At 51.5% G+C, this 10,756-nt stretch carries 15 protein-coding genes and 1 pseudogene; 3 read left to right on the top strand and 13 right to left on the bottom strand.

Features of this window, described 5'->3' with window-relative positions:
- From D1841_RS12350 to D1841_RS12300, 11 genes are all read right to left on the bottom strand, one after another.
- Window positions 1-390 (bottom strand): recombinase family protein (locus D1841_RS12350; protein ID WP_160643458.1); only part of this gene is annotated, 390 nt, incomplete at its 3' end.
- A 1-nt stretch (window position 391) separates the two neighbouring features.
- Window positions 392-2,023, bottom strand: a complete 1,632-nt coding sequence (locus D1841_RS12345) for a recombinase family protein (protein WP_160643457.1) — start codon at window positions 2,021-2,023, stop codon at window positions 392-394.
- Between the two features lie 125 nt (window positions 2,024-2,148).
- Window positions 2,149-2,412, bottom strand: coding sequence for a DUF6870 family protein (locus D1841_RS12340; RefSeq protein ID WP_160643455.1), 264 nt, complete (start codon window positions 2,410-2,412; stop codon window positions 2,149-2,151).
- A 37-nt stretch (window positions 2,413-2,449) separates the two neighbouring features.
- Window positions 2,450-3,259, bottom strand: coding sequence for a DUF6551 family protein (locus D1841_RS12335; protein WP_160643453.1), 810 nt, complete (start codon window positions 3,257-3,259; stop codon window positions 2,450-2,452).
- Window positions 3,249-4,190, bottom strand: a complete 942-nt coding sequence (locus D1841_RS12330; protein ID WP_160643451.1) for a ParB/RepB/Spo0J family partition protein — start codon at window positions 4,188-4,190, stop codon at window positions 3,249-3,251. Before D1841_RS12330 ends, D1841_RS12335 begins: the two co-directional genes overlap by 11 nt.
- Window positions 4,191-4,247: 57 nt before the next feature.
- Window positions 4,248-4,565, bottom strand: a complete 318-nt coding sequence (locus D1841_RS12325; RefSeq protein WP_237076337.1) for a type II toxin-antitoxin system PemK/MazF family toxin — start codon at window positions 4,563-4,565, stop codon at window positions 4,248-4,250.
- 20 nt (window positions 4,566-4,585) lie between these two features.
- Window positions 4,586-4,723 carry a hypothetical protein gene (locus D1841_RS19235; RefSeq protein WP_237076339.1) on the bottom strand — a complete coding sequence of 46 codons (138 nt, stop codon included), beginning with the start codon at window positions 4,721-4,723 and terminating at the stop codon, window positions 4,586-4,588.
- A gap of 223 nt (window positions 4,724-4,946) precedes the next feature.
- On the bottom strand, window positions 4,947-5,225 hold the full coding sequence (locus D1841_RS12315) for a hypothetical protein (protein WP_347564001.1): 279 nt from the start codon (window positions 5,223-5,225) through the stop codon (window positions 4,947-4,949).
- The gene (locus D1841_RS12310; protein ID WP_160643448.1) at window positions 5,222-5,941 is read right to left on the bottom strand and encodes an ImmA/IrrE family metallo-endopeptidase; all 720 of its coding nucleotides are present in this window, start codon (window positions 5,939-5,941) and stop codon (window positions 5,222-5,224) included. The genes D1841_RS12315 and D1841_RS12310 overlap by 4 nt, the downstream gene beginning before the upstream one ends.
- A 123-nt stretch (window positions 5,942-6,064) precedes the next feature.
- The gene (locus D1841_RS12305; protein ID WP_160643446.1) at window positions 6,065-6,667 is read right to left on the bottom strand and encodes a LexA family transcriptional regulator; all 603 of its coding nucleotides are present in this window, start codon (window positions 6,665-6,667) and stop codon (window positions 6,065-6,067) included.
- Window positions 6,668-6,809: 142 nt separating this feature from the next.
- Complete coding sequence (locus D1841_RS12300) at window positions 6,810-7,790, bottom strand: YafY family protein (protein ID WP_160643444.1); 981 nt, start codon at window positions 7,788-7,790, stop codon at window positions 6,810-6,812.
- Window positions 7,791-8,007: 217 nt separating this feature from the next.
- Between D1841_RS12300 and D1841_RS12295 the strand changes: the two are divergent.
- The 3 genes and pseudogenes from D1841_RS12295 (at window position 8,008) to D1841_RS12285 (ending at window position 10,032) form a co-directional block, all read left to right on the top strand.
- Window positions 8,008-9,385, top strand: a pseudogene (locus D1841_RS12295) (DNA methylase).
- A complete protein-coding gene (locus D1841_RS12290) occupies window positions 9,378-9,815 on the top strand; it encodes a YolD-like family protein (RefSeq protein ID WP_160643443.1) in 438 nt (145 codons plus the stop codon). Before D1841_RS12295 ends, D1841_RS12290 begins: the two are co-directional and overlap by 8 nt.
- Window positions 9,781-10,032 carry a hypothetical protein gene (locus D1841_RS12285; protein ID WP_160643441.1) on the top strand — a complete coding sequence of 84 codons (252 nt, stop codon included), beginning with the start codon at window positions 9,781-9,783 and terminating at the stop codon, window positions 10,030-10,032. The genes D1841_RS12290 and D1841_RS12285 overlap by 35 nt, the downstream gene beginning before the upstream one ends.
- Window positions 10,033-10,084: 52 nt before the next feature.
- On the opposite strand, the gene D1841_RS12280 is transcribed toward D1841_RS12285, so the two are convergent.
- Both D1841_RS12280 and D1841_RS12275 read right to left on the bottom strand, forming a co-directional pair.
- A complete protein-coding gene (locus tag D1841_RS12280; RefSeq protein WP_160643439.1) occupies window positions 10,085-10,282 on the bottom strand; it encodes a hypothetical protein in 198 nt (65 codons plus the stop codon).
- A gap of 58 nt (window positions 10,283-10,340) precedes the next feature.
- Window positions 10,341-10,754 (bottom strand): hypothetical protein, encoded by a 414-nt coding sequence (locus D1841_RS12275; RefSeq protein ID WP_160643437.1) that lies wholly within the window; start codon window positions 10,752-10,754, stop codon window positions 10,341-10,343.
- Window positions 10,755-10,756 lie beyond the last annotated feature (2 nt).

Below are 10,756 nucleotides of genomic sequence, written 5' to 3'. Positions count from 1 at the left end.
AACAAAACGCACGTCTAAAAAGGGAAAGATTTGCTCCAAGTACTGGCCTGTTTCCTTGTAATTGCGTCCAAACCGGGATAAGTCTTTCACCACAATGCAGTCGATTTTCCCGGCCCGCACATCATCCATCAGGCGCTCAAACTCCGGTCTTTGGAAGTTCGTCCCCGTGCGTCCGTTGTCACAGTACAGGCCGCAAAATTCCATATCCGCCTGAGCTTCTATGTACTCCAGTACCAGATTTTTTTGCGCTTCAATGGTATCAGCTCCGGGCTTGCCGCTGTCCTCAACAGAAAGACGCACATAGCCGCCAGCCTTGTAAATCTTCTGCTGGGTTGTTGGTTCCACAGGGGCCGGGGCCAGTGGGTTTACCTTGCGTTTTGTCCTCGCCACGTCAGCCCACCTGCCTTTCGGCCTGGGCCATGCGCAGCAAATCCCGCTGCAAGTCAAATTCGTTTTGCCAGCGGTAGACGATCTCCACCCGCTTGTCTCGGAAAATTATCACTCGCACAATCAGCGACACCACCAGCCTTCTGTCCAAGGCTATGATGTTCCGACAATGGCGAAATTGCTCCATCCAGCTTGTATCCATAGAAGCCGATTCCCGGTCCATCTCTTCCCGCAGAAGCTCGGCCCGTTGCTCAGCTTCCTCCCTGCGCTGGGTGTAGGTCTTTTTTAAGTCCTTGTACTCGTCCTGGTCGAGAATACCGTCTGCCAGGTTCTCGTAAAGTGAGCGTAGCAGCGTGTGCATCCGGTCAATTTCTTCCTGCTTTTTGTCCAATCGCGCCTGTAATTTCCGCATTTTAGCCTGCTGGAGTTGGGCCGAATCCGCCAGCTTTGATAAATCCTCCAAGTCGCAAACCTCTTGGATATGCGCTTGCAGAGCTTCCAGAACGATGTTTTCCAAGGCTTCCGTTCGCAGGCTGTGCGGGTAACAAGCTCTGCGTTCTTTGTGATTGGCGCAGACATAATAGACGTACTTTTTCTTGCCATAGGGCACCGTTTTCCGGATCATAGCCCCGCCGCACTCACCACAGTATGTTATGCCGGAAAACAACTCCACGGGCTGGCCTGCCTGGGCTGTGCGGGTATCCATGGCCAAAACGCGCTGTGTGGTCTCGAAGTCAAATTTGTCAATGATGGGTTCGTGGTTATTCTCGATTACCGCCCATTCGTCCCGCGGTTTTTGTACAATCCTTTTGACTTTATAGCTGGGGGTGGTGATACGGCCCTGCTCCAAAACGCCGATATAGACCGGGTTTTTCAGAATACGCAGCACCATGGCCGCATCCCATACGGATTTCTCTTTGATACGGAAAGACGTGTTGTATCGCATCCCCAAAGATTGCTTGTAGTCCATGGGTGTGGGGATGCCGCTGGCAGTGAGTTTTGCGGCGATGTCCAGGGCGCTGATGCCGTCCAGCTTCCAGTTGAAAATGTCCCGCACCACGTCAGCGGCGTACTCGTCAATCACCAGCTTGTGGCGGTCAGCCGGGTCTTTTTGGTATCCAAAAACAGTAAAGGAGCCGATGAAATCCCCGCGCTGGCGTTTGATTTCAAGCTGGCTCCGAATTTTAATAGAGGTGTCCCGGCAGTAAGCCTCGTTTATTAGATTCTTGAAGGGGACAAGTATTTCATCGGATTCCGCTTGGCTGTGCAGGCTGTCATAGTGGTCATTGATGGCGATAAAGCGTACCCCCAAAAAGGGGAAAATGCGCTCGATGTACTCCCCTGCTTCCAGGTGGTTGCGCCCGAAGCGGGAAAGGTCTTTCACCACTATGCAGTTGATTTTCCCGGCCTTGACCTCGCCCATCATCTCCTGAAAGGCGGGGCGCTGGAAATTGGAACCCGTAAAACCGTCGTCCACTTTCATGCCGCGCTCATGCAAGTCCTCGTGGCGCGACAAATAGTCACGGATCAAGTCCTTTTGCCCCGTGACGCTGTTGCTTTCCTCCTTGTCGCCGTCCTCCCGGGACAGGCGAACGTAACCACAGGCGTTCCATACCTGTGTTTTAAGGTTTTTCATGATATTCTCTCCAATCTGTTAAGGCTAAAAGTCAGCAAAAAACCTTAACAGCGGAGAGCACTGGCTGTCCTGTTAAGGCCATCTTAACATAACTTCTTTGCTTTGTCCAGGGTTTTCATAAATTTTCATTGGCATTTTGACTGAATGTAATGCACCAGGCATTCTTCCAATGTCAAACCCGTGTCTGCGTGGGAAATTTTCACCACATATTTGCCGTGCCTGTAGCAGTACGGGTTGCCTATCTGCTCAAGATAATCCAGCATCCGCTCCGCTTTGGGCAAGTCTGTGTTGATCTTCACGTCCCGGATATCCCGCAGGGTGGCGGGGTCAACGGTGCGCACATCCACATTTTGCATGGCTTCCAGAGTTTCTTGTGTGATATGTTCCATTTATTTTTCTCCCTTGTGTAAGTCTGTGTTCTGGAAATTAGTCCTTGAACCGATACCGCAGCTTCTTCCCGCCGGGGTACGCGTTGTACTTTTTACGGAGTACACGAGCATATCGCAGATTGCGCCTGTCTGTGGTGAAGTCAACTTTTGCAAGCTGGGCGATGTCAAAGGGGTCAACCTGGGACAACCGGGCCACAAAGGTGTAATCGTCGATTTCTGTTTCGTAAGTCTTGAGGAACAACGCCATACCTGCAATCATGCAGGATTTTAAGGAAGATGGGGAGCCATGCCACGCCCCGGCCAGCAGCTCCAGCATACGGGAAAAGGCAGGCCCGCCCAACAGCTTGTAGGCGCTCTTAATGGCCCTGGCGGGCTGAATTTCGTAGGCCGCGCCGGTGGGCCTGTCCAGCGCCCAGGTAAAGCCGCCCTCCGAAATGCGCTTGTCAATATCCAGCACTACGGCATCCGCGCCGGATTCCAGGCTGGCCTTGATCTCGTGGGGCAGCTTCAAGTGGCCTTTGGATTTATCCAGCCTTACATACATTTCAGCCTCCTGGGCATATGTAAGGCCAGTGTAAACCAGGCAGGGTACAATTACGTCCTTGCCGCCGTTCATCCTGCGCATGGCGCTGACACGGTGCTGCCCGTCCAGCAGATAGTATTTCCCGTCGCGGCAGCTCACCACGATGGGTGTGAGGTATTTGTTGTTCCAGCATTTTATGAGCCGGTTTACTACCGTCTGCTTCACGGGCCGCTGGTAGGGAAGGCCCGAGGTCAAAACGGCGGTGGAAAGCTGCTTTTTCTCACCGGGGTTGGAATACTGCACTAATTTTTCATTATGCTTCATACTGCTTGCTCCTTTCCATTTCGGCCACCAGGCCCTCCAATGCGGTGGTCACGGTGGCAACTCTTTTTTTCACAAATTCAAATTGTTCTTGCGAAATTTGCGGAAAAACCGCCACACATTCCGGGTCGCCGTACCAAGCGAAATCCCTATGAAAATTGTCAATCAGGCCGTCCAGGGCAATCAAAAACATATCCGGGGTGCAGGTGCCATCTTTGTCGGGGTTTTTGAGGTCGGCAACGGATTCCTCAAAGGTCGCATATACCTTGTTTCCAACAGAATAGGGCTTGTAATCGTCCACTGAATCTATCTCGCCTGCCACTAGCTGAGTGGCGGCATCCTCCTGCTGCTCTGGCTCCAGGCGGGACAATTTGAGAGCGTTTGTTTTGGTGACTTTTGCATCTGAACCACGAATGATTTCTTTTGCAGCGGGGGTAAGATTTTTAGCTGTCTGTATCTGTGTTTCCACCGTTCTTGGTGATACACCTAATTTTTCAGCGGTATCTTGAACGAAGCCTTTTGAGGTGGGCGAAATTTTTTCGCCCACCTCGCTGTGCTGATTTCCTCGATATGCGCCACCCTCGTATGTGGCTTTTGTCTCTGGATGAAGCATTTCGTAAATCTCCTTGCGGCGCAGGAGCAAGTTGCCAAAATCAATAATAGACAGATTTTTGCGTACAAAATTCTCATCAATCTCGGCAAGCTCTGCCTGCAAGCCCTGTAAATCCGTGACAGTACATTCTATCTCCGTCCAGCCTAGCAGCTTGGCGGCTTCAAGGCGGTGACGGCCCGCTATCAAGGTGTGGCCCTGGTCGATGGTGATGGGATTTAGCAGGCCCAACTCGGCTATACTGTCAGCTAATTTTTTTATGTCCTCCGGTTCGGCGTCCCGCCTGCCGGGGTTCAGTTTGATATCTTTGATGGGGATAAGCATCGGTTCCACTCCTTCCAAGGTTTATAGGACACAGCCTACAACTGCGCGATACGCTTGTCACGGCGCTTCCACCTCCATGGGGAGGCAGCCGCCATCCTCCAGGTAAAAGTGTGACCGCAGCGCGGCATCGACCTCCTCCATCTGCCTGGGAGTGAGCTTTCCGGCCCTTCCCCGCAGGCGGCGCTTGTCAATGGGATAGGGCTTCTCCAACCGGAATACCACATTTCCAGGCAATCCCCCAGCATCTTCCACCATAACATGGGTTGCCTGAGAAGGTTTATGAGCGGTGTGCCGCGCTTCTGCAACAAGGACGGTCGGACAACTGTAAAGGCCCTGGTCGGTCAACAGGACAAGGACGGGCTGCAAACTTGTCATCCTCTGCGAAAAAACAGTGTTCATATCGGCATAGTAAATTTCGCCGCGATAAAACTCAAGATATTTCTGTTCCATTTTGCCAGTTGTTCTTGCGTCAAACCTTTTCCCTTCCGCAGTTTCTGAATCCTTCTTCCTGTTTCAATAACGTCATAGTACATAAAAAGTCCTTCCCCGAACACAGCGGGAAGGACTTATAACACCGCACAAGGCAAAATCGGGCAAGCAAAAAGCGCCGTACAAATCAGGGCGGTTATGATATAGTAAACGTATTTACTATTATCCATAACCACTCCAACCTTGTACGGCGCTTGGCAGTCTCCACTGGCTCACGCCGGTTTCTCTCCGCTTGCTCGATTATAAGTTGTAGGTTTCTCTATTTGTTTATCTGTGCTGACGATGGAAGTGAAAGCCATCGTACTTTTTCTGATAGCTGGCCCGCCGGAAATAACCCAGGTTGACCGGGTATTCCTCCTTGCATTTCCTGCAATGCACCATCTTGTGGCCGGTAACATCGGAAAACACCCGTTCTACAAGATAGCCGCAGTAGGGGCAGCAGATATCCCGCAGGGAAAGCCCTTCCGTTTCGTGGCGGGAAAGCCGGAGCTTATACAAATTATTCTTGCTCACGGAGGTCTGGCGGTGCATTTTCACGGTATTCACAGGGCCATCACCCCATCCCCAAGCCCAATTTCACCGGTAATGTACTCGGAAATATCATGCCTTTCCATAAGGGACAGCTCTTTTAACCGGATGAGGAAAGCCGTGTAAGAAACGCCCATGGCACGGGCCATCTTCTGTACCAGCAGCTTGTCCCCCAGGCGCAGAAGGTTATCCCCATAGAGCGGGATCGGCCTGGAGGCCCCGAACCTTTCCAGCACTTCCCACACCATAAACCGGGGCATAAGCAGCGCTGCCGCCAGCCTGTCCACCCTGGTTTCCTGGATATTCAGCAGTTCTTTCAATTCCCGGGGGCTGTAGGCGCGTCCTTTGTCATACTCACGATGGAAGCAGGCCCGTGTTACCGTCCTGTCCATGATGTAGTGCCCCGCTTCATGGGCCAGGGTGAACCGTCTCCGGCCCTCCTCGCCCCGGCGCTGCAGGCCCTTTTCCAATACTACCGTCCCCTTTGGAAAGACCTCCCGTATGGGCCGGCGACCCGCGAAAACCCGGAGAGGGGTAATCCCATCGGATATAAACCCGATTTTGCCGGAATCTTCCTCCGCAAAGCTGCGGAATTTCAGGGGGAGTTTCAGATACCTGGTAAGGAAGCCCTCTATGTCCACCTTTAACGGGGCATTTTCCAGGTTTCCGAGATACTGGCGTATCATCCCCTCTGCCAATTCCTCGATTTCCATGTCTGTAAAACAAGAATTCAAGTTATACACCTCCTGCGGGGCCAGCCCTGCACATAGGCAAAACCGGTTCCTGCATATGATAATAACCGCACGAGCCGTTTTGTGTGCCCTGCGAAATTCCCTCTGTTATACTGCCGCCCGTCATTACAGCGCCTTAATAATGTGGCGGGCTACGCCCTGGACAACAAGGCTGCTTACATAAATATCCTCATAACCCGCATTCTCAGGGTGGAGGTAATAACGGCCCTTCTGTCCGTCAAAGCAAAGGCGTTTTAAGGTACTCAGGCGGTCGTCTGTCAAGGCTACAACGATATCCCCCACATTTGCGATGCTTGTTTTTTCAATCACAACCAGGTCGCCGGAGTTGATCTGCGCATCCACCATGGAATCGCCGGAAGCGCGCAGGACATAGAAATCCCCGCTGCCAAATACCGAAACCGGGAGGGGGATATATTCTTCCACCATGGCTTCCCGCTCGTCCGGCTCGCCGCAAGGGATAGAACCCACCAGCGCCGCCTGGTTGACCTCCGGCATCAGCTTGCGTATCTTCTCTGTGGAGATTACGCCGTTTTCGTAGGAAATCATGCCCCGCTGTGCCATGTCCACCAGATAGTAATACACGGTTGACCTGCCCATGCCCATTGCGCCGGCAATGGTTTTATTGGAGGGTGTTTCCCCGTTCTCCCGGAAATAGCCCTCTGCAAATTCTTTTATCTTTTCCATCAACTCAGGGCTTTTGCTTCGCATTTTATTCCTCCTATCACGAGCGACTGCTCTTGATAGGAGTATTGTAGCATATGGAAGAAGTGGAGTCAATAGGGTAAAATTATAGTGCGGCAATTTTGCCGCACTATTTGTAAAATATTAAGAAAATTACTGCTCCCGCCGTTTAGGCTTCTTGTTCAGCATCTGCCCCAAGGGCCTTCCCCAACATTTCCTGATATTGCATCTTTACGGAAGCAGGCCCCATGATTTGTATTTTTCCGGCAAACTGGAATACCCAGGCAAAGAAAGTCCGGCTGACAGAAACCTGCGCCCTTACCAGAAAATGCCCGGTGTCCGCTGTCTGGGTGTCCGCTTCTTCCCCAAAACGGTCAACAATAGAATCCATCATGTCATTTTCACATAGCAGCTCCACGGTTTCCAGACTGCCCTCATACATACTGAAAACATCTACTGTATAATCAACAGGATCAAATCCTTCCGGTTTCGGATGGGCTGGCTCGGCCAGTATCTCCGGGATGCCCATGCGGTCTACACGGAACGTGGTGATTTTATCAAAAAGGCTATAGTACCCCAGGACATAATATTTGTCCTCGTTGTAGAGCATAGCATAGGGCGAGAGGACGAACGGGTCCCCGCCGTGCCGGGGGACGCGCTCGCGGTTGGCGTCATAGCGGAAATACTGGAAGGAAATCCTCTGCCCTGTCTGGATGGCGCGGAAGATAGCGTCTATCACATAATAGATGTTTTCATTTTCGGGTTTGATACGGCCAACTGTGTACAAGTGGCGGTTTAACTGGTCCGCATAGCCTGTGCTGGCCATGGATATGATTTTTGCCACCAGCTCCCCGCTTTTTTTCGCGGTAATAAATTTAGAACCCTCTACAGCGTCAACCAGCAGCTTCAGCTCTGGGAGTTGAAATTTGCTGTCAGTAAAGTAGTACCGGTTGGGCCTGCCCTCTAGTATAATAATTTCTATCCCGCAAGCATTCAGAGTATCCACGTCGTCCCGGATCGTATTCCGGTCTATGACAGTCCCCAGCCCTTTAAAATATTCGATGATTTCAAAAGTGGAAATAGGATGCTCCTCGTCCGTCTGGGTTTGGAAAAGCCGCAGCATGCGGACAATCCGTTGTTTGTTGGTCACGCTTTACCCCTCCTTTCATAAAAATAGCCCATAGCAGCAATTTAATCAACGAAACGGCCATCCCGCTGAAAGTATAGCATGGCGGGAGGGAAAAGTACAGCCCTGCTAAGGCAGGCCCCGGCCTGCCTTTCCATAAAATCTCAGTTGACTTTTGGGAACAACTGTTCTATAATTAAAGCAAATAAGAACCTGCGTTCGACTGAAGGGGGCGGTACTCATGGGTCAATACATCTGCATTGACCTGAAATAGCTTCTACGCCAGCGTAGAGTGTGTGGATAGGGGCCTAGACCCCCTCACCACAAACTTGGTCGTGGCGGACGAAACACGCTCGGACGGCACCATCTGCCTTGCCGTGTCCCCTTCCATGAAAGCCTATGGCATCTCCGGCCGCGCCCGGTTGTTTGAGGTCAAACAAAGGGTGCAGGGCATTAAGGAGAGTACAGGCAAAGAAATCCAGTATATTATCGCGCCGCCCCGGATGCAGCGGTACTTGGATGTGTCTGCGGACATTTACGGCGTGTATCTGAAATACGTTGCGCCGGAAAGCTGCCATGTCTACTCGATAGATGAAATTTTTATTGATGTAGCAGAATACCTATCATTATACGAAATGACCGCCCATGAGCTGGCTATAGCTATTGTAAGGGACGTGCTTGCCACTACCGGCATTACGGCTACGGCAGGCATCGGCACCAATTTGTACCTGGCAAAAATCGCTATGGATATTGAAGCGAAGCACGTCCCCGCCGACAAGGACGGTGTGCGTATCGCGGAACTGGACGAGATGTCTTTCCGGGAAAAGCTGTGGGGGCATAAGCCCCTTACAGATTTTTGGATGATAGCGGAGGGCACCACAAAACGGCTGGAGAAATTCGGCGTACACACCATGGGCGACCTTGCCAAACTGAGCCTCACCCATGAGGACTTGCTTTTCCATGAGTTTGGCGTGGATGCGGAAATACTTGTGGATCATGCATGGGGCCATGAGCCTTGCCGGATGGAGCACATTAAAAACTACAAAAGCGACACAAAATCCTTCAGCAGCGGGCAAGCCCTCAAGTGCGGGTATGATTATGATAAAACGAAAATTGTGATTAAGGAAATGACGGAGGAGGTTATCCGCCGCCTAATCGCCACGGACATGGTGGCCGAGGGCATCCACCTGCATATCAGCTATGACTGGAAAAGCACGGCGGACGGCACCTACTCCGGGCCGACGCAGGTCAATTATTATGGCAGGAAAGCGCCCGTATCGGCGCGGGGCACCACCAAGCTGGGCGGGCCGACTGCCTGCCCGTCGCGCATTATGAAGGCCACCCTGGAGCTTTTTGAGAAAATCATTGACCCGAAGTTGTCCAGCCGCAAGCTGTACGTCACGGCCATCCGGCTGTCCAACCGGGAGGATGTACCGCCCCAGCTTGGCTTTTTCGTGGACACGTCGGCAGAGGACAGGGAAATTGCGCTGGTGAAAGCCATGCTCCGGGTGCAGGACCGGTTCGGCAAAAGCGCGGTTTTCAAATGCTATGATTTGCTGGACGGGGCTACAACATTGGAGCGGAACGAGCAGATCGGGGGACACAAAGCAAATGGGTAAATATGATGATATTTTGCATATGGAGCGGCCCGCCTCCAAGCATCCAAAGATGGACTTGACCAATCGGGCGAAATTGTTCAGCCCATTTTCAGCCCTGCGAGGTTTCGACATAGCCGTGCTGACGATGCAAAAAGAAAACGCCCTTGTAGAAAGGGCGTGGCTGTCGGAGGATATGCGGGAGGTCCTGGAACGCAAGCTACGGCAGATTAGCGCGGGGGACAGGGTGACAGTTACCTACTTCTGCCTGCGGAAAGCCATCGGGGACTATGAGATAGGCGAGTATGTGACAGAGACGGATGTAGTAGAGGAAGTGGACGAATTGGCCCAGGCCCTGGTGCTGCCGGGCACGTTCATCCCTTTTACGGACATTTACGATTTGCAGGGGGATTTCAGCCATGCTGACGGAGAGCATACGGAAACAGTATGTTGAGGTTTTAGCCACCCATTATGTGGACGGGGAAGTGCGGCCCCGGTCAATCCACATCCCCTTGGTGGGCGAATTCGACATTGAGGAAGTAAAGCGGGTAGGGCTGACAAAAGACCATACAACCCATGAAATCGCCAAGCAGTACACGGTTGTGGTAAAAGGCAAGGAGACGCATTTATTCGAGGACAGCGGCAGATGGTTTGTGCTGATGAAAAGCTAAATAGAAAGAGGGCCGCTGCGGTATTCCCGCAACGGCCCTTTCGGTTACTCTGCTAGATTTCAATGCCCATCTTTTTTGCAACTTCTTCGGGGGTAATCCCCTGCTCTTTAAGTTTTGACATAACTGACCGCATGGTCACAGGGTGCAAAAGTTTTTGCTTTTGCGCTTCCAAAGCTTCAATTTCGGCCCTCTTTTTCTCAATTTTGGCATCAATTGACTGTATGCGTTCTTCTACTGTTTTGGCTGCCATACATAACCCGCCTTTCTTTTTTGTTTTAATTTTATCTCATAGGAAAGATGCCGTCAAGTCAATTTTTGGATGCCAAACTATTTTCGCAGCCCGGCTGACCCTCTGTTTCAATCCCTCCACAAAAATCCGCCAGCATTTTGTCTATTTCTGCAATTATTTCTTCTTTTTCATATCTGTTTACACCACGCATATTGAAGCCGGGATCACCCCACTTTTCCAGAAAGGTCCTGGGGGCCCATATTCTTTTCCATTCTTCTATCGTCCTTGTTGTAGCAAAATATAACGTACCGCTCTTTCTCGTAAGAAGTGAGATCACCTGGCCTCGCGCTTCCATTATGCGCAAGGTAAACCTGCCCAGGGCTGGGAAATGGATGATTCCTGCATCTATCAAATCGTCCACTGAAAAAGCGGACTGCCTTCTCCAAAAGTATTTTAAAATCTTCCACTGGGTGGGGGTTGTAAATCGCCGCAAAG

The sequence above is a fragment of the Neglectibacter sp. X4 genome (assembly GCF_009917365.1).
In the GTDB taxonomy this organism is placed as follows: Bacteria; Bacillota; Clostridia; order Oscillospirales; family Acutalibacteraceae; genus Acutalibacter.
This window is presented reverse-complemented; position numbering and strand designations above follow the sequence as displayed.

What these genes read in the sequence shown, in the direction of transcription:
- D1841_RS12345 (WP_160643457.1), bottom strand. Translation starts at nt 2,023, where the DNA reads ATGAAAAACCTTAAAACACAGGTATGGAACGCCTGTGGTTACGTTCGC.
- D1841_RS12340 (WP_160643455.1), bottom strand. Translation starts at nt 2,412, where the DNA reads ATGGAACATATCACACAAGAAACTCTGGAAGCCATGCAAAATGTGGAT.
- D1841_RS12335 (WP_160643453.1), bottom strand. Translation starts at nt 3,259, where the DNA reads ATGAAGCATAATGAAAAATTAGTGCAGTATTCCAACCCCGGTGAGAAA.
- D1841_RS12330 (WP_160643451.1), bottom strand. Translation starts at nt 4,190, where the DNA reads ATGCTTATCCCCATCAAAGATATCAAACTGAACCCCGGCAGGCGGGAC.
- D1841_RS12325 (WP_237076337.1), bottom strand. Translation starts at nt 4,565, where the DNA reads ATGACAAGTTTGCAGCCCGTCCTTGTCCTGTTGACCGACCAGGGCCTT.
- D1841_RS19235 (WP_237076339.1), bottom strand. Translation starts at nt 4,723, where the DNA reads ATGTACTATGACGTTATTGAAACAGGAAGAAGGATTCAGAAACTGCGG.
- D1841_RS12305 (WP_160643446.1), bottom strand. Translation starts at nt 6,667, where the DNA reads ATGCGAAGCAAAAGCCCTGAGTTGATGGAAAAGATAAAAGAATTTGCA.
- D1841_RS12290 (WP_160643443.1), top strand. Translation starts at nt 9,378, where the DNA reads ATGGGTAAATATGATGATATTTTGCATATGGAGCGGCCCGCCTCCAAG.
- D1841_RS12285 (WP_160643441.1), top strand. Translation starts at nt 9,781, where the DNA reads ATGCTGACGGAGAGCATACGGAAACAGTATGTTGAGGTTTTAGCCACC.
- D1841_RS12280 (WP_160643439.1), bottom strand. Translation starts at nt 10,282, where the DNA reads ATGGCAGCCAAAACAGTAGAAGAACGCATACAGTCAATTGATGCCAAA.